Genomic DNA, 18,396 nt, shown 5'->3' with positions numbered 1-18,396 from the left:
TATTAATTATTCGCTTTCATCAACTTATTAATACAATGCAAAGCTTCAGAACAGAACTCGAAAATCCGATCGTCGAAAGAGATATTATCGAATTGGAACAGAAAATACGCCTGTTCCGCGAAGGGAAAATCCCTGATGAGAAATTCCGCAGCCTACGCCTGGCACGCGGCGTTTACGGTCAACGTCAACCAGGTGTTCAAATGGTGCGCATTAAGTTGCCCTACGGTAAAATGACCCTCGCGCAATGGAAAAGGATCTCGGATATTTCGGATGAGTTTTCTACCGGGAATTTGCATTTAACTACCCGCCAAGACATACAGGTGCATTTCGTGAGCCTGGATAGAACGCCCGAATTGTGGAGCCAACTGGAGCAAGATGATATCACGATCCGCGAAGCTTGCGGTAATACCGTGAGAAATATTACGGCTTCGGATGCTGCGGGCATCGATCCGGATGAGCCATTTGATGTAACTCCATACGCGGATGCAGCTTTCCGTTATTTCTTGAGGAACCCAATCTGCCAAGATATGGGTCGTAAATTCAAAATGTCTTTCTCTTCTTCTGATAAGGATACCGCGTTTGCATATATGCATGATGTTGGTGTGATTCCTAAAATCCAGCTTATTGACGGCAAGGAAGTGAGGGGATTCAAAGTAATGATTGCCGGGGGATTGGGCGCCCAACCACAATTGGCAAAGGTGGCCTTCGAGTTTTTACCGGCTGATCAACTGATTCCTTATATCGAAAGTGTGTTGCGTGTTTTTGACCGTCATGGCGAACGTTCTAGCCGCCATAAGGCCAGGATGAAATTCTTGGTACAGAAAATCGGGATGGAAGCATTCGAGGAATTGGTAAAAGAAGAGTTTACAGCAGTAAAAAATAAGGTGGTACCCATCGATGCTGATGCATGGATTGCTACGGAACCGAGTGAAACGCCCGGTGCTTTACCTGCATACACAATAGAAAATCCCCAACAATTCGAGCAGTGGAAAAAGACCAATGTTTTCGAGCAAAAACAAGCGGGTTTCTTCGGTGCTTACGTGCGCGTTTTGCTGGGGAATATTTCTTCCGATATTTCCCGTCTCCTAATTGAGAAATTACAACCCGTAATTGCCGATGATGTCCGGGTAACCGTGAACCAAGGATTGTTGTTGAAATTCATCCGCGGGGAACACCTGGCTTATGTATACAGTCAATTGGAAGCTGTCGGCTTGGCAGCACCCGGCTTTAACAGTGTAGCCGATATCACGGCTTGTCCCGGTACCGATACTTGTAACCTCGGTATTTCCAGCAGTACAGGCATCGCGGTGGCGTTGGAGCAGGTGATCCAGGAAGAATACCCGGGATTAATTTATAACACCGATATCAAGATCAAGATTTCGGGATGTATGAACTCATGCGGTCAACATGGAATGGCTAATATCGGTTTCCACGGTTCATCGATGAAGAGCAAGGGTAAAGTGTTGCCGGCATTGCAGGTTTTGCTGGGCGGTGGAACCATGGGAAACGGCGCCGGAAGGGTGGCAGATAAAGTGTTGAAAGTGCCAAGCAAACGCGGACCGGATGTATTGAGAAGTGTTTTGAATGATTATGCTACCAATTTGCAGGAAGGTGAGCTGTTCAACGATTATTACGATCGTCGTGGCGAAAGATATTTTTATGACCTGTTAAAACCGTTGGCTGATTTAACCACTTTACAGGATGAAGACTTCATCGATTGGGGACAAGCGAATGATTTTGCAACCGCTATTGGCGTTGGGGAATGTGCGGGCGTCGTGATTGACCTGATTGCAACCTTGCTATACGAGGCGGAAGAAAAGTTGCTTTTGGCAACCGAATCGATTACCGCCGGGGCTTACGCCGATGCGATTTATCATGCATATTCCTGTTTCGTACAATCGGCAAAAGCTTTATTGCTGGATGATGGTGTTAGCTGCAATACACAGATCAGCATCATCAATGATTTTGAAAAACATTTCGAAGAAACCAGGCGATTCCCCGTTTCAAATTTCAAGGATATGGTTTTGGAGATCAACAAACAAGAACCATCAGCTGCATTTGCAGAACAATATTTTCAACAAGCCAAGGAATTTTATAAAGCATCTCAACAGTACCGCGCTAATAAAACAGCACAAACCGTAAATGCTTAAAGCAGTAAGATCGAAAACCAACCTTTAAACTTATTAATTCAAGCGCCATGCAAAGAATACAACCGAAATTAACCTTGGTAGGTGCCGGTCCGGGCGATCCGGAATTAATCACCTTGAAAGGATTGAAGGCCATACAAGAAGCCCGCGTTATTTTATATGATGCGTTGGCGAATAACGAGTTATTAGAACATGCACCGCAAAATTGCCTGAAACGTTTCGTTGGCAAAAGGGCCGGTACACATGTATATTCCCAGGACGAAATCAACAGGATGATCGTTCAATATGCTTTGAGCTTCGGAAACGTGGTGCGCCTGAAAGGCGGTGATCCCTTCGTTTTTGGTCGCGGGCAAGAAGAGGTTGCTTTCGCGCAACAGTTTAATATTCAAACCGAAGTAGTACCGGGTATCAGCAGCGCTATTTCCGTACCGGGGCTTAACCAGATACCAGTTACGGCCAGGAATGTGAGCGAAGGATTTTGGGTGATCACCGGAACTACAAAGGATGGAAAATTATCCCGCGATTTAGAATTTGCTGTCCAAGCCAACACGACTGTTGTCATCCTGATGGGAATGAATAAACTGGCGGAAATTGGTCAAATTTATAGTAACTTGGGAGCAGGTCATACACCCGCCGCAATCATACAGAACGGTTCTTTAGATAACCAGCAAGTCGGTGTCGGTATCGCATCAGATTTACAGAAGATTGCCCAAGAGAAAAATTTATCAAACCCCGCGATTATTATCGTAGGTGAGGTTGTTCGGTTTCATGAAGCATTTCAATCGCTACAGGCCAAGTTGGCAACTGATTATAAAATTGCTGTCTAATGGATGAAAATCATTTGTTCCCGGTATTTTTCAAATTGGAACAACTCCAGGTATTGGTAGTTGGTGGGGGGAATATTGGCTTCGAGAAAGTCAATGCCATGCTGCAAAATGCTCCTGCTGCCAGGATTACCGTGGTGGCTACTTTTTTCAAACCGGAGCTGGAAGCCTTGGCCCAACGCTCTTCCGGGGTGGAATTGGTACAAAAGCCATTCAGTTGTGGAGATGTTTTCGGAAAACAACTGGTTATTGCCGCAACAAATGATCGTGAATTAAATCAATGCGTTTGGGAAAAAGCCAAGGCAAGCAAAGTGCTGATCAATGTAGCCGATACACCGGAGCTATGCGATTTTTACCTTGGCTCCGTCGTTACAAAGGGAAATTTAAAAATTGCTATATCAACTAATGGTAAGTCGCCTACCATTGCCAAAAGGATCAAGGAAGTATTGCAAGATTCCCTGCCCGATGGCATCAATGAATTATTACATAATTTAAACCAGTTAAGGGAGCGGTTGAAGGGCGATTTTGCTGAAAAAGTAAAGCAATTGAATAAAATTACCGCGCCCCTCGTAGAGAAGAAATCATCCTGAAAATTGATCGATGCGGAAAATCAACCTATTTTCGCTCCATGCATCAAGAATCCATTATTCAACAAACCGTTTCATTCGTACAAGAAGAACTTAAACATGCCGAGGGTGGCCATGATTGGTTTCATATCGAAAGGGTGTGGAGAACTTCGAAATACATTGCGGGTAAAGAATCTGTCCCCACGTTTGCCGTAGAACTAGGCGCTTTGCTGCACGATATTGCCGATTCAAAATTTCACGGCGGCGATGAAGAAATCGGGCCGATGAAAGCCAAGGAATTTTTAACCCGCACCGGCGTAGATCAAGCGGTCATCGATGAAGTTATTTTTATCATCCGGCATATTTCTTTTAAAGGTGGCCACAATGAAGGGGTTGAAAAAACACCCGCACTGATGGTCGTGCAAGATGCCGACAGGTTGGATGCCCTCGGAGCTATCGGTATCGCGAGAGCATTTAATTTCGGGGGATTCAAAAATAGGCCCCTTTACGATCCTGCTATTTCCCCGGAAATGAACCTGGGTAAAGAAGAATATAAGCGGGCAACAAGTCCTACCATCAACCACTTCTACGAAAAATTATTGAAACTAAAAGACTTGATGAATACCGCTACAGGCAGGCAAATGGCGATCGAACGCCATCAATTCATGGAGTTATACCTCGACCAGTTTTATAAGGAATGGGAAGCCCGGTAGGAAAATTCATATCCCGGTTTGAAAGCCGGGATATGAGAAGAAAATTATCTTATTCGATATAACCGTTTTCCAGTTTATATTTCAAGCTCGCGAAACGCGCTTTCCATACTTTAGCGAAATGGTGAATCTTATTGCCTTGGTTAAACTGCTTGGTTTCAATCGTATTGCCGGCCGGGATAGGACTGGAAACAATATAATCTTTCTCGAACATCAACTTCACCCCGAAAGGAGATTGCTCATCGATATGCAATATTTCCACGTCCTGGATGCTCTGGCCTACGATATGGCTAAATTCAGGCACCGCCGTGATTTCATACAGCTCGTGATCATATTCTTCATCTTCATCATGCTTCATCCATTTTTTCATCCGGCTAGGATAATCGCCCCATGAAAAAGTTTCCGAAGGTATGTTGTCTGTAAAGGTACAAGGCGTCCATTTATCGGCCTTGTTAGTAGAAATAACCTGGAGGGAATCTGTATCGTCCAGTAACACTAATCCTACGGAAATGTCTATGTCTGTCATCTTTTCTTCGCCGCATGGAGGTCGCACTATCAAGAACAAGCGAACGACTTCCTTGTCTAAGAATTTTTTAAAGGTTACCATGGTGAGTTTAGTCAAATAGGGTTATAGTAACGGAGTTCCTGTTGGCAATCGTTTAGATCGTTGTTAGTTGGCGTCCGTAATAACAATATGAAGATAGTAAATAGGCTTGAAAAAATATATTAATATGGTTATGATTGTAAAAAATATACCTTTTTAAGTTAAGTCGATATATATTTTATAATTATCTATATAAATAACTTAAATGTAAGGCACTAATTATTATAAAATGCCAGTTATATTGACTTTATTTATATATTATAAAAATATTAATATAAAACTAATTTGTAATAATAAAAAACGGGCTAGCAGGGGATACTGCTAACCCGAATATATTTGATTAGAAAAATAGCCGGAATTAAGATTGTTCGAAGAACAGCGCCCTCAATTCGTTCGCATCCGCAGGTTTCATTTTACCGCCCAGGATCAAGCGTAGCTGGCGGCGCCTGAGGGCTCCTTCAAATAACTTGATTTCATCATCGGAACTGGGGGTAATCGGCGGAACGGGTCTTGAATTGCCGTTAGGATCTAATGCTACGAAAGTCATGAATGCCTCGTTGGACTTGTAGCGGTATTGCATCACCGGGTCCTCGCCCCAAACTTTCATATGAACTTCCATCGAAGTATTAAAGGCACGGGTAACCTTGGCTTCAATATGCACCACGTTTCCGAGTTTGATCGGGGTTTCGAAGGAGATATTATCTACCGAAGCTGTTACAACGGGGGCTGCACAATGTTTCATGCAGGAGAGGGCCGCAGCAATATCCATCCAGTACATCAACCGGCCACCCATCAGGTTTCCGAAGGTGTTGGTATCATTGGGAAGTACGAGTTCCGTCATCTGGATCAGGGAATCTTGTGCTTTTTTCGGCGTCAGAGTCATTTTTTTGTTCTTGTTTTCAGGACGCAAACTTACGTTAAGGAAAGGTAACTGCAAAGAACTGATCTTAAAACCTTTTACCGTGGCTGGTTTTGAAAAATCCTAGCCCGGGAGCTCCATAAAATGTTTGGCTGGGCAGTAAATTTTAGTAACTTTGCATGACCTACGGAAGTAAAATACTTGACAAATCACCAAACAGTGCGGCTTCCTCTTTAGGTCAAGTACCTTTTCAGAATTTAGTTTTTATGGCAAAATATATCTTCGTTACAGGAGGTGTTACTTCCTCATTGGGTAAAGGAATTATAGCAGCTTCTCTTGCTAAACTATTGCAAGCGCGCGGCTTTAAAGTGACAATTCAGAAATTTGATCCATATATCAATGTGGATCCAGGGACTTTAAACCCCTACGAGCATGGGGAATGTTATGTAACCGAAGATGGTGCAGAAACGGATCTTGACCTCGGTCACTACGAACGTTTTTTGAATACGCCTACTTCCCAGGCTAATAACGTGACTACCGGCCGTATTTATCAAACAGTTATTAACAAGGAACGTGAAGGCGCTTTCCTGGGCAAAACCGTCCAAGTTATCCCGCACATCACCGACGAGATCAAGAGGCGTATCCTTTTATTAGGAAAAGACGGCAAGTTTGATATCGTGATCACCGAATTGGGTGGTACCGTGGGTGACATCGAATCGCTGCCGTATATCGAGGCGGTTCGTCAATTGCAATGGGAATTAGGCGAGGAAGATTGCCTGGTGGTGCATTTAACCTTGATTCCTTATTTACGTGCAGCTAAGGAATTGAAAACCAAACCTACGCAACACTCCGTGAGGTTGTTGAGTGAAAATGGCGTTCATCCCGATATCATCGTTTGCCGTACGGAAGAACCTTTGTACCGCGATTTGAAGAAAAAAATCGCGCAATTCTGTAATGTCCAGGCTGATGCGGTCATCGAAGCAAACGATGTACCCACTATTTACGAGGTTCCATTAGAGATGCAACGTGAGAAATTGGACGTGATCTGCTTGAAGAAATTGGGCTTGCCCGTTGAGAAAGATCCCGAATTGATCAAATGGAAAGAGTTCCTCGATAAATTGAAATATCCAAAATCCAAGGTAACGATCGGTTTGATCGGTAAATACGTGGAATTGCAGGATGCTTACAAGTCGATCTTGGAATCTTTCGTACATGCAGGGGCTGTAAACGAATGCAAAGTTGTAGTTCAAAATATTCACTCTGAATTTATTACGCCGGAAAATGTCGCGGAAAAACTGAAGAACCTGGATGGCTTGTTAGTTGCACCGGGATTCGGTCACCGTGGTATCGAAGGTAAGATAACCGCGATCCAGTACGCCCGCGAAAACCAATTACCGTTCTTCGGTATTTGCCTGGGTATGCAAATGGCCGTGGTAGAATACGCTAGGAACGTGATCGGTTGGAAAGATGCACACTCCGTGGAAATGAACCCGGATACCCAGTACCCGGTAATTAACCTGATGGAAGAGCAAAAGAAAATCACCGTTAAAGGTGGTACGATGCGACTCGGGGCGTATGCTTGTGATCTCGCACCGGGTTCCAAGGCGGAAGCTATTTACGGTGCTAGCGCGATCAGCGAACGCCACCGTCACCGTTACGAGTTTAACAATGAATTCTTGGAAGCTTTCGAACAAGCGGGCTTGGTTCCTTCGGGTAAAAACCCCGGTAGCGGCCTCGTGGAAATCGTGGAATTACGCGATCATCCTTTCTTCGTGGGCGTTCAATTCCACCCGGAACTGAAAAGCACGGTGGAAAGTCCCGCGCCTACTTTCGTGGAGTTTGTCAAGGCAGCTAAATGCTATGCTGAAAATAAGAATGGCAAATCTGCCGGGATGGAAGAGAAAGTAGCGCAACAAGATTAGTTAACTTTTTGTCTGACATAATAAGAATAAAGGTCGACCAAGCGGTCGGCCTTTACCTTTTTTATTACACCTCGCTGTAGTAATTGACCGTGTTGTATACATTTTATTGTAAGCTGGAGCTGCCCAAGAATTGATTGGGATGCTCGATACCGGGAGATAATACCACCGGGACCTCGGAAAAAGCGATTAAATCATTGCGGTGCAATTGATCCAATTGGGATAATACCAAGGAATATAAAGGGGATAAGGAAGCGCTTTCATATTGCGCCGATAAAAATTGAAGGTACCCCGATACCGTAGTTTGCCCCCTGGCATCAAGGTAAACCTGGTGCGACCAACCTTCCAAAGTGGTATATACCGGGGTATCAGCGATAGCGATGATACGATCCGAATACCAAAACCAAGGTTTGAGCCGGTAGAAATATTGATCTCTCCATGGGAAATCCTCAATTTGAAAAGTTTTGGGGTGCTCTGGCGATTGCTTCCTTCTTTTAAAAAAGCTAAACATTACTCGAACTGCTAGATTAATTTCTACAAATATATATTTATTTATAAGTGAATTAATATAAATACTACCTATATACCTATAAATAGATGAAAAATACCCAGGAAATGGTAGTTAAAAACAGCGTTTTCATATATTTTTAACATAAATAACATTAAACTAGCCTTAAGGAGTGGATTCCTATTTCCGGTTTTGCCGAATCATGCTTACCTTTGCTCCTCAAATTTTAATTTCATTACATGGATAGAAATTCGATAATCGGGTTCGTCTTGTTAGGTGCTTTGTTGATAGGGTACTTCGTATTCAATCAAAAGCAACAAGTCGAAGCCGTCAAGGAGAAGCAGCGTCAAGATTCTATCGCTCTAGCCAATAAGCCAAAAGAAGAGCTTGCTCCTGTTGCTACCCTGCCATCCGGCCAGGTAGATTCCGCGAAACTTAATACCGAATACGGCGTATTCTTACCTGCCTCCACCGGTACTGAGCAAGATGTAGTGTTGGAAAACGAAGTGGCTAAGTTCACTTTCTCCAACAAGGGAGGAACACCCAAGGAGGTGGAATTGAAATTGTTCAAGACTTTCGACAAGAAACCACTATACCTGAAAAAAGGTTCATTTAACAGGATCGGGCTGAAAATTCCCGTGAATGATAAGGATCTTAATACTTCCGATTTATATTTTACCGGCGGGCAAGTTACCAAGGGCGATAATTCCCAAACCATCACTTACCGCTTGAACACCCTGGATCCTAATAAATATATCGAATACGTATATACGCTATCTACCGGTAGCTACATGATGAATTTCGATGTAAGGGTAGTTGGGATGCAAGATATTATCAAGGGAAATCTCGCGCTGCAATGGAATGCTCAATTTGATAAGCAAGAGCAAGACATGCAGAATGAAAGGATGAATAACCAGGTGCATTACCGTACCGGTGCACATGAACACGATTATTTTACCTTGAGCCGCAAAAGTGAGCTGAAGCTAGATGAAAAAGTGCAATGGGTTAGCTTCAAACAGCAGTTTTTCAACGTGACTTTCATCGCGAAAAACAACAACTTTGATTCTGCATATATTTCCACCAAAATTCCGGAAAGTGCTAATATCGTTGGTCAATCTTTAACAACATTGACTTTACCCTATAATCACTCCGGCAATTATAGCTTCCCGATGGAAGTGTATTACGGGCCGAACCATTACAAGACCCTTAAAAGCTATGATATCGATTTGGAAAGTATCATCCCCTTGGGTAGCGGTATCTTCTTCTTCGTGAAATATATCAACAAGTGGATTATCATCCCTGTATTTAACTTCTTAAGCGGCTTTATTCACAACTACGGGATCATCATCATCTTGCTGACGATCTTCATCCGTTTGCTGATCGCGCCATTTACATACCAATCGTATGTTTCTGCCGCTAAAATGAAGGTACTGAAACCGGAGTTAGATGAGCTCAGGGTGAAGTTAAAAGATGATCAGCAGGCTTTCGGCATGGAGCAGATGAAGCTGTACCGTAGCGCAGGGGTGAATCCTTTGGGTGGTTGTCTCCCCGCGTTATTGCAATTGCCGATCCTCGTGGCAATGTATAGTTTCTTCCCGTCCTCTATCGAGTTGCGCCAGGAAAGTTTCTTGTGGGCAGCGGATTTGTCGACTTACGATTCCATCCTGCACCTCGGGTTTAACATTCCTTTTTATGGTAACCACGTCAGTTTGTTCACGATCTTGATGACGGTTTCCAGCTTGTTCTTGGCATTCTACAACCGTGGTATGACCGATCAGAGCAACCCGGTAATGAAGTTTATGCCTTACGTGTTCCCGGTAATGTTACTCGGTATCTTCAACCGTTTGGCAGCAGCCTTGACCTTCTATTACTTCTTATCGAACGTGATCAGTATCCTGCTGCAATGGGTGATCCAGAAATTTATCATCAACCATGATAAAATCCATGCACAGATACAGGAAAATAAGAAGAAGCCGAAGCAGAAATCGAAGTGGGCAGAGAAATTAGAAGAAATGCAGAAACGCCAGGCAGAAATTCAAAAAACACAACAACAACAGCGTAAAAAATAGTATTCCTGCAACGGAATCCAGATATTTTGAAGGCCGGTTCTTTTTTAAGGACCGGCCTTTATTTTTAGAAATGAATTAGCCTAGTTTTTCTCCCGGCAATTTTGTAAATTTTGAGTAGAAAAAGGTTGGCTTATGCAAGTACATCTCAAAACGATTCATGACACCAGCGCCGCTACCATCTGGGCAGGGCCGAGGGCTGTAACTATTGATAGAACTCCCAGGGCCGGGGGGCTCGGGATAGGCTTCAGCGGGGAGGAATTATTGTTGATGTCCATCGGGGCATCTTATTGTAATGTACTGTATAAGGAAGCGCCAGGTTTTGGCGTTGAGATTTCCGAAGTGGAGATTATTGTCAATGCCGATTGGGGAGGTGAACCCCTGCAAGCGAAGAATGTCCGTTTCGACGTGAAAATTAAAACAGCTAGTCCCCGCGAGACGGTGGAAGAATTGTTGAAACATACGGATAAAGTAGCCGCTGTACATAACAGCTTAAGGCAAGGGATACCGGTTAAATTAAATGATTGGGAGCTGTTGAAAAGCCGGTAAAGTAGGGACATCTTTTATTTAATAAGTTACGAATTATGTAAAATCCCTGCCTTTACCAAGTTACAAAAAGCTCTAGGTATTTGAAATCCATCCAAATGATTGGAGCATCATTGTGCCAGCCGTCCCGAAAGTCAAAACCAGAAAAATCAACAACTTCTATATTGCGCATTTTGTATTACTTGCAAAAAAAATCTAAGGAAGTTATACAAAATAGGCAATATAAAAAGTCTCGCAATACCAAAGCAACACACTTAAAAACAACTGTTTATAGAGGTTGGTAGAAAGGTACTTGGTATGTTTCCAGGTAGAAGATTATAGCGTATATTTGAGAGTCATGGGCAAGTTTAAAACGACACGCTACAACGGAAAGTGGCAGACAAGAGAGCCACCGACTTTTCATTTTGACACGTCTTGACAGTCATTCACGACTGACAACAATCCTTTATTTTTAAAAATGGAGACCAGCGACCATTAAAAAAATAGGGCGACACCGAAAAGCCAAACGAGTAGGACATAAAAGGAAAAACAAAATGGGAAAATACGTTGACAACAATTTAATCAAAGATGAACAAGTTGAATTAGAAACAACTTATCATTGGATAATTTTCTGCAATTTAAGAGCAGTCTTAACACTTTTTATTGCACCGCTTATTGACAAATACACAGACGAGTTTGCAATCACAAATAAACGTGTCATTATCAAGACGGGTTTAATCAGTAGAAAGACTTTTGAAATGAACCATTCAAAAATTGAGAGTGTGAATGTTGACCAAGGAATATTAGGAAGAATACTTGGTTACGGAACAATCAGAATTGTTGGTTCGGGAGGAACAAAGGAAGTTTTTCCAAAAATTCAATACCCTATTGAGTTCAGAAAAAAATTCCAAGAGTTATCACATTAGAAGTTGTAAAGTTGGTTTGTCGTCTGACTGTCTTGCTGACAGTCGGACAACAAACCTGCTCATAACAGCGGTTTTGCGTGAGTCGGGGTGAAGTGCTTCGTATGAACATTTGTGCTAAATTTGAGCTTTCGGCTTCGTATCAAGGTTAGTGCTAAAAAGCCCGCCCGAGCGCAAAGCCGCAGACCGTTGGCAGTAATATTATGAAGACCCTCATACTAACATTGATTTCCTTGACATTATTTAGTTGTGTAAACTCAAAAGACAATTTTATGGGACTATTTGACAAACTTTTCGGGAAAAAAGAAAATTCTGAAAGTGGACAAATTAATAACACAAACATAGACACAACTCAATTGACCAAAACTGCTGAAATGCTTGACGAAGATTTGTATTGGTCAATAATTGACAAATCTTTAAAAAGCACAAGAAACCAAGACGAACAAGAGCAATTTTTAATAAAAGAAATTGGCAAACTGACACCAAAAGAAATGATTGGCTTTCGCTTACGAACGGACAAACTTTTATATGACACTTATAATTCTGAAATGTGGTGTGCAGGTTACATAATGAATGGCGGTTGTTCTGATGATGGATTTGAATATTTCAGAAATTGGGTAATATCGAGAGGAAAAGACGCTTACTACAATGCAAAGAAAAATCCGGACAACTTGATAACTGAAGTTGATGAAAATGCAGAAATGTATGACTTTGAAAGTTTTTGGTATGTTGCACTTGAAGCATTTAAACAAAGAACAGGAAAGAGTTTGTATGACTATATTGACGACGAAAATTTCAAAACCAAAGAAGGACAATATCCACAGTTTGAATTTACTTGGCAAGAAGAAAATCCAGAAAGTATGAAAAAGATTTGTCCAAAACTATTTGCAAAATTGTGGAACCATTAAAAAAAACTACGGCCAACAAGGCACTTATGAAGGCGGGCCGAAAGTCAAATCATCAACTTTCGTACTACTATTTCGCCTTCGCCGTTTTTCTTGGCAGAAAAACGTAAATTAGACAACAAAAATGGCTTCGGCTTGCAGAAGTGCAAAGGTTGAACTTTTGGTTCGCTATTTCTAGCCCTTCCGCAAAACCCAAACCGTAAGCCGTCATTGCCAAGTTACACTCCAAAAACTTTAAAATGAACAAAAATACTTGCCTGGTTTTATTGACATATTTACTTTTTACTGCTTGTTTGACAAATAGTAAGATAGCCAAAAGCCAGACTCATACCTTGGGATTGGACACCTTGACATTATTTGACCAATCAAGGAGCAGAGAAATCCCAGTAGCATTCTATAAGCCTCACATTGACAGCCCTAAAATTGTAATCTTTAGTCACGGGTATGGACAAAATGAAGGGGGAAATTATTTATACTACTCTTATTTAACAACGTATTTGGCTGCTAAAGGATACTTTGTAGTTAGCATTCAGCACGAACTTCCCACAGACAGCCTAATTCCTTCAACCGGAATTCCTCAAATTGTCAGACGACCTTTTTGGGAACGGGGAGTGGACAATATTCTATTCGTTATAAATGAACTGAAAAAATCAAATCCTGAGTTAGACTTTAAGCATATTACTCTAATCGGACATTCCAATGGTGCGGATATGTGTGCACTTTTTCCTCAAAAATATCCGGGCATAGTTGACAAAATAATTACGTTAGACAATAGACGAATGCCTTTACCGAGAACAATTGAACCTAAAGTTTATTCATTGCGTTCGACTGACCAACCTGCTGACGAAGGAGTCTTGCCGACAGAAGAAGAACAGAAAAAGTATGGGATTACTATCATAAAGTTGCCAAATACAATTCACAATGACATGGACGACCATGCGAATAAAAGACAAAGGAAAGAAATAAGGGATTTTATTATGACATTTCTAAATAACTGAAACAACGAGCCGCCGACATGCGCATTTTTGTTATGTTGGCGAACAGACAACGCCGCCCTAGCTTCACTTGTCAATCATCTGTAGCCCGGGCAGGGCTTTATAAATTGGGCAAATTGACTTTCGGGATTATCTAAATTCCAATAATAAACGAGCAAAGGAATACGAAGATTTAAAACTTGAATTAGCATTCAAATTCAGAAAGATCCGAGGTTCGTATGTACTTGAAAAAACGCCTTCGTCAACGAAACCATAAATTTAGCGACTAAAACAATGACAACATTCCCCGTTATAGCCTCTACTCTTTCTGCCAAAGAATTAGGAGAATTTGTGAAAGAAAGATATGGCCTAGACGATAAATACAATTGTACTTTATTCAGAACAGGAATGAATCACACGTATTTTCTTTCCAACACCGAAACGAAATACGTTTTACGAGTTTATAGTCATAATTGGAGGTCAAAAGCCGAAATTATTGAAGAGCTTGAACTTTTGAAATCATTGCAGGACAAAAATTTAAGTGTTTCTTTTCCAATTGAAGATAAAGACGGAGCGTTCATTCAAGAAATAAGCGCGCCCGAAGGAACCAGGTACGTTGTACTTTTTTCCTTTGCTCAAGGTGGAAAAATTCGACTTATGGACAACGAAACTTGCTTTCGAATAGGTTCTCTAATGGCAAAAATCCACAACTTTACCGTAAACAAGAACATTAACCGAGTATCATATAATAAGAAGTCTCTTATAGAATTACCTTATGAATATTTAAAGCAATATTTTTCAGACAAGTTGCCAGAAATGGAATTCATTAAGGAATTTGGACGAAGTTTTCAAAACTCAGATTTTGATAATACTCGAAACGGAATTATACATTTGGATATTTGGTATGATAATATGGCTGTAACTGATGACAAGGGAATCACAATCTTTGATTTCGACAATTGCGGAAATGGATGGCAAATTTTAGATGTTGGATATTTCTGCAAACAACTATTTTTCATAGAATCAGATAAAGAGCAGTATGAATTAAAAATTCAAAGCTTCCTACGTGGATACCATAACAATAGATTTTTATCTGAAAAAGAGCTCCAGTTAATACCAAAAGCGGGTGCTTCTATTTTTATTTTTTATCTTGGAGTACAAGCACAAAGATTTGATTGGTCCAACATATTTTTGACAGAAAACTATCTTAAAATGTTTGTCGGAAGAATAAAAGCTTGGATGGATTATTACGCAAAGAACGAAGTCACTGTGGCTATATAGTGAAAGATTGATGAAAAAAAGACGTTTAATTTTCAAATCCATCCCCCCGCTCATTTGTGGCCTGCGAAACCCCACCACTCTTGCCTTACGCTGTTCTCGATTTGGGCATTTACGATGAATTTCTTTCATGCCATGCATGGCTTTCTCCTTTCCCAATAGCATTTTATTCTCATCTGTATAAAATGTAAATTTGTATTATGTCAGAATCTCAAAGCACAGAGTATAAAAGTAGTTGGAGAGACGAATATCTCAAATGGATTTGCGGTTTTGCGAATGCAAATGGCGGTACTATTTATATCGGTAAAGACGATAACGGGAAGGTCGTGGGTATCACTGATGCTAAAAAAATGCTGGAAGAAATTCCCAATAAAGTGCGTGATGTTTTGGGTATTCTGGTTGATGTGAATTTGTACGAAACCAAAGAGGGCGACTATCTGGAAATTATTGTTGAACCTTATTCAAACGCAATCAGCTACAAAGGACAATACCATTACCGAAGTGGAAGTACCAAACAAGAATTGAAGGGCGTTGCGTTGGAAAAGTTCTTGTTGCATAAAAAGGGAAAGCGCTGGGATAGCGTGCCGATACCTAAAGTTTTAGTAAGTGATTTAAAACAAGAAACTTTTGAGTTTTTCAAAAAGCGTGGAGTAAGAAGCAAGCGCCTTGATGAAAACAACCTTACCGACAACAACGAACGTTTGCTTGAAAACCTAAAACTTACTGAAAACCTGCCTGCCGGACAGTCAGGCAGTTATCTGAAACGAGCTGCAATTTTGTTGTTCCACCCCGACCCCGAAAAATTTGTAACGGGAGCTTATATCAAAATCGGATATTTTGAAAACAGTGCAGACTTAATTTTCCAAGATGAAATTCACGGGAATCTGTTTGAGCAAATTGAAAAAACGCTTGATATACTATTCACAAAATACATTAAGGCAATTATCAGTTATGAAAATGGAATTAATCGTATTGAAACGTATGAATATCCGAGAGAAGCCGTTAGGGAAGCCTTGTTGAATGCCATTGCTCACAAAGATTATTCAGGTTTAACGCCAATTCAAATTCGTGTTTACAAAGATCGTATAATGATCTGGAATGAGGGACATTTGCCGGAAGATTGGACAATAAACAATCTTCTGAAAGAGCATTCCTCAAGACCGTTCAACCCCGATATTGCTAACGCTTTTTTCCGAAGTGGTTACATTGAATCTTGGGGACGAGGAATCAGTAAAATGACGGAATTATGTGTAGCTATAGGACTTCCCAAGCCGTCTTACCTTGTTGAAGGTTCGGACTTTTGGGTAGTATTCAGAAAAGATATTTATTATGCCGAACACTTACAATCACTTGGACTTAACGACAGGCAGGTAAAAGCGGTTTTGTTTGTGAAAGAAAAAGGTAAAATCACGAACAGCGATTACCAAGCGTTAAACGACATATCGAAACGTACAGCAACAACGGAACTGACTGAATTAGCAGACAAATTAAAAGTTTTAACGAAAATAGGAACTTCGGGAGCAGGTATTTACTATAAGATAGTCGGGCAATAGTGGGGCAAATGGGGCAATGATGGAGCAATAGTAGGGCAACGGTTGGAACATTGTTGGCAAAACATTCTTCAAGTCCTTACAATCCCGATATAGCCTATGCCTTTTTAGAAGTGCTATATTGAATCTTGGGGTCGGGGGGCGGAATAATTGCATTATTTGCACATTGAGTTGGGGGTAATAACTAAGTATTGAGGTTTTTAACGAAAATGAGTGGCAAAATTCGGTATATCCACCCATTTTTTATCCAAATTTCGAGTTCAAGGAACATCAATTGGAATTCCTGGGTATAGCTTTCCATGAATGTTATAACAACCTAGTTTTCGACTAATTCCACCTCGTACACCGGGCTAAATAAATACACCTTACTCGTTCCCACCTCTTCACAGCGAAATCTTTTCCTGATCCTTTCACCGCGGCGGAATATCCTGCCATCTTTCGTTTTAAAAAGCTGGTGCAACGGTAATTGCTCCACGAGGTAATGATTTTCCTTCTTATCATCATATTGACGTAGCACGCGCATCAATTGCTCATCAGAGCAGGAGCTCGCCCCGGGGTTCTGCATGCTTTGCCGGATAGCTAATTCAACATCCGGGGGAAAAAGGGATTTCCCGACGAAGGATTTCAAAATCTTGGAATATTCATGTTTCCATTCTTTGCCATGGGCAGCTACTGAATGCCCGTACAATTCGAACGTGATCATATGTGCGAACTCGTGCAGCAAGGTCACGAGAAAAGAGTACCGGTTCAGGGTGCTGTTCACGCTGATCCTATGACCGCCTTTCCCGGCAACGGGGTGGCGGTAATCACCCAGTACGCTTTGTCTTTCCCGCGTAACGGTAAGGTGAACTTTATAATCCGTTAAGAATGGTAAGATTAGATCGAAAGATCCTTTGGGCAAATAGGCGGCTAATGCTGATAAAGGATGTTCTTTTTTCAAATTCTCAATTTTTTTTCTTCCCTAAAGCGTATAGGCTAATGGTTTCCACGACGGTGTAAACCAGGTAAAAACCAAGCAAGATAAAGATACTGAGTTTACTGATATGATCCTTGGTCAGTAATACGTAAATGGTAATACCGATCAGGCAGAGGAAGAGTTTACTAAAGGTCGATGCATATACCAAGCGGACGAAGGCATGGTTATTTTCGGCATGCATCCCCTTGATATTCAGGTGGTAAGATAAGGCCGTGATACAGGCCATGATGAAATTTCCCGCGAGTAATACTTCAAAATGGGCTTGTTGCTCCAGTAATTGGGGTTTGAGGACGAACAAAGCCGCGGAAATCAGTAAGAAATAGGCGATCAGCCGTACTACGAATTTATCAGTTTTCTTCATTTGGTTTATTAGTGTCTTTTATAATTTGCCACAAAAGTAGTGCTAATGCCAATAAAGAAAAAATGATGATGAACAGTGGGAAGCCTAAACCAACCCACTGATCAACTTTATAACCTAAGAAAAGAGCCATACCGATCGCGACCAGCATTTGAAATGCCAGCCCGGAGTATTTCAGCAGCAACTGCTTATTACTAAGCGATGGTTTCTGCTGGCTGTTCTTCTTGTGCTTGCTCTCTTTTCGCTCTTCCATGTTTATTTTCAGGCTTTCCTTCGGAAGCTTCCATATGGCAACGGCCGTTGAAGTTCGCAGAAGGCTCCATTTCGAAATGCTTGGTGTAAACATCTCCTTTTACTACTGCATTCCCTTTCAGGAATAATAAATCGTCGACCTTGATGATACCGGTTACCTGGCCCAGGATATCCGCGCTATCGCATTGAATATCACCGGAAACACTCCCTTCTGGTCCTACTACTACTTTAGACTTAGTGCTGACCAATCCTTCTACTGAACCATCGATCCTGATATCGCCTTCACATACGATATCCCCCTTGATACTTGTTCCAGCTCCAATAATGTTGATATTGGAAGTCGGCAAAATGCTTTTGCCCTCGCTCTTTGTATTACCTCGGTTAAACATAGGTCTACAGGTTTTTCTGGTTTAAAATTTGCGTAAGATAATAATTATTTATAACATGTAATG

20 protein-coding genes are annotated in these 18,396 nt (G+C 41.4%); 13 read left to right on the top strand and 7 right to left on the bottom strand.

All coding sequences use genetic code 11. The features are described from left to right. The first annotated feature begins 35 nt into the window (after positions 1-35). From COR50_RS22035 to COR50_RS22020, 4 genes are read left to right on the top strand one after another with little or no spacing between them, the layout of a single operon-like run. A complete protein-coding gene (locus tag COR50_RS22035; protein WP_098196004.1) occupies positions 36-2,150 on the top strand; it encodes a nitrite/sulfite reductase in 2,115 nt (704 codons plus the stop codon). 47 nt (positions 2,151-2,197) lie between these two features. After that, positions 2,198-2,974 carry a uroporphyrinogen-III C-methyltransferase gene (cobA, locus tag COR50_RS22030; protein ID WP_098196003.1) on the top strand — a complete coding sequence of 259 codons (777 nt, stop codon included), beginning with the start codon at positions 2,198-2,200 and terminating at the stop codon, positions 2,972-2,974. After that, a complete protein-coding gene (locus COR50_RS22025) occupies positions 2,974-3,561 on the top strand; it encodes a precorrin-2 dehydrogenase/sirohydrochlorin ferrochelatase family protein (RefSeq protein WP_098196002.1) in 588 nt (195 codons plus the stop codon). The genes cobA and COR50_RS22025 overlap by 1 nt, the downstream gene beginning before the upstream one ends. Positions 3,562-3,599: 38 nt before the next feature. Next, complete coding sequence (locus COR50_RS22020) at positions 3,600-4,250, top strand: HD domain-containing protein (protein WP_098196001.1); 651 nt, start codon at positions 3,600-3,602, stop codon at positions 4,248-4,250. Positions 4,251-4,299: 49 nt separating this feature from the next. Here COR50_RS22020 and COR50_RS22015 read toward each other — a convergent pair whose 3' ends face one another. Together COR50_RS22015 and COR50_RS22010 are read right to left on the bottom strand one after the other, a co-directional pair. Continuing rightward, on the bottom strand, positions 4,300-4,854 hold the full coding sequence (locus tag COR50_RS22015) for a hypothetical protein (protein WP_157761063.1): 555 nt from the start codon (positions 4,852-4,854) through the stop codon (positions 4,300-4,302). A gap of 355 nt (positions 4,855-5,209) precedes the next feature. After that, positions 5,210-5,734, bottom strand: a complete 525-nt coding sequence (locus COR50_RS22010) for an acyl-CoA thioesterase (RefSeq protein WP_098195999.1) — start codon at positions 5,732-5,734, stop codon at positions 5,210-5,212. 242 nt (positions 5,735-5,976) lie between these two features. Between COR50_RS22010 and COR50_RS22005 the strand changes: the two genes are divergently transcribed. After that, complete coding sequence (locus COR50_RS22005) at positions 5,977-7,632, top strand: CTP synthase (protein ID WP_098196366.1); 1,656 nt, start codon at positions 5,977-5,979, stop codon at positions 7,630-7,632. Positions 7,633-7,735: 103 nt separating this feature from the next. Here the strand turns inward: COR50_RS22005 and COR50_RS22000 are convergent, their stop codons facing one another. Beyond that, entirely contained in the window at positions 7,736-8,140 is a 405-nt protein-coding gene (locus COR50_RS22000) for a hypothetical protein (protein WP_098195998.1), read from the bottom strand. 236 nt (positions 8,141-8,376) lie between these two features. On the opposite strand from COR50_RS22000, the gene yidC reads away from it, so the two are divergent. The 8 genes from yidC (at position 8,377) to COR50_RS21960 (ending at position 16,361) form a co-directional block, all read left to right on the top strand. Further along, positions 8,377-10,206: a membrane protein insertase YidC gene (yidC, locus tag COR50_RS21995; protein WP_098195997.1), complete on the top strand. Its 1,830-nt coding sequence runs from the start codon at positions 8,377-8,379 to the stop codon at positions 10,204-10,206. Between the two features lie 132 nt (positions 10,207-10,338). Next, a complete protein-coding gene (locus tag COR50_RS21990; protein ID WP_098195996.1) occupies positions 10,339-10,752 on the top strand; it encodes an OsmC family protein in 414 nt (137 codons plus the stop codon). A gap of 530 nt (positions 10,753-11,282) precedes the next feature. Then, positions 11,283-11,654 carry a PH domain-containing protein gene (locus COR50_RS21985; RefSeq protein WP_098195995.1) on the top strand — a complete coding sequence of 124 codons (372 nt, stop codon included), beginning with the start codon at positions 11,283-11,285 and terminating at the stop codon, positions 11,652-11,654. A 269-nt stretch (positions 11,655-11,923) separates the two neighbouring features. Beyond that, complete coding sequence (locus tag COR50_RS21980; RefSeq protein WP_098195994.1) at positions 11,924-12,559, top strand: DUF4240 domain-containing protein; 636 nt, start codon at positions 11,924-11,926, stop codon at positions 12,557-12,559. 236 nt (positions 12,560-12,795) lie between these two features. After that, positions 12,796-13,554, top strand: a complete 759-nt coding sequence (locus COR50_RS21975; RefSeq protein WP_098195993.1) for an alpha/beta hydrolase — start codon at positions 12,796-12,798, stop codon at positions 13,552-13,554. A 103-nt stretch (positions 13,555-13,657) separates the two neighbouring features. Next, entirely contained in the window at positions 13,658-13,807 is a 150-nt protein-coding gene (locus tag COR50_RS22805) for a GrpB family protein (protein WP_098196365.1), read from the top strand. 17 nt (positions 13,808-13,824) lie between these two features. Continuing rightward, positions 13,825-14,811, top strand: a complete 987-nt coding sequence (locus COR50_RS21965) for a phosphotransferase (RefSeq protein WP_098195992.1) — start codon at positions 13,825-13,827, stop codon at positions 14,809-14,811. 197 nt (positions 14,812-15,008) lie between these two features. Next, positions 15,009-16,361 carry an ATP-binding protein gene (locus tag COR50_RS21960; RefSeq protein WP_098195991.1) on the top strand — a complete coding sequence of 451 codons (1,353 nt, stop codon included), beginning with the start codon at positions 15,009-15,011 and terminating at the stop codon, positions 16,359-16,361. A 313-nt stretch (positions 16,362-16,674) separates the two neighbouring features. On the opposite strand, the gene COR50_RS21955 is transcribed toward COR50_RS21960, so the two are convergent. The 4 genes from COR50_RS21955 to COR50_RS21940 are packed head-to-tail and all read right to left on the bottom strand — an operon-like array spanning position 16,675 to position 18,333. Beyond that, the gene (locus tag COR50_RS21955; RefSeq protein ID WP_098195990.1) at positions 16,675-17,298 is read right to left on the bottom strand and encodes a SprT-like domain-containing protein; all 624 of its coding nucleotides are present in this window, start codon (positions 17,296-17,298) and stop codon (positions 16,675-16,677) included. Between the two features lie 4 nt (positions 17,299-17,302). Then, positions 17,303-17,695: a hypothetical protein gene (locus COR50_RS21950; protein ID WP_098195989.1), complete on the bottom strand. Its 393-nt coding sequence runs from the start codon at positions 17,693-17,695 to the stop codon at positions 17,303-17,305. Then, positions 17,682-17,945 (bottom strand): AtpZ/AtpI family protein, encoded by a 264-nt coding sequence (locus COR50_RS21945; RefSeq protein ID WP_198405735.1) that lies wholly within the window; start codon positions 17,943-17,945, stop codon positions 17,682-17,684. Before COR50_RS21945 ends, COR50_RS21950 begins: the two co-directional genes overlap by 14 nt. Continuing rightward, on the bottom strand, positions 17,887-18,333 hold the full coding sequence (locus COR50_RS21940; RefSeq protein WP_098195988.1) for a bactofilin family protein: 447 nt from the start codon (positions 18,331-18,333) through the stop codon (positions 17,887-17,889). The genes COR50_RS21945 and COR50_RS21940 overlap by 59 nt, the downstream gene beginning before the upstream one ends. Between the last annotated feature and the right edge of the window lie 63 nt (positions 18,334-18,396).

This window comes from Chitinophaga caeni, assembly GCF_002557795.1.
Taxonomy (GTDB): domain Bacteria; phylum Bacteroidota; class Bacteroidia; order Chitinophagales; family Chitinophagaceae; genus Chitinophaga; species Chitinophaga caeni.
Note: the sequence above shows the minus strand (reverse complement) of the source record. Positions and strands in the feature narration are given on the sequence as shown.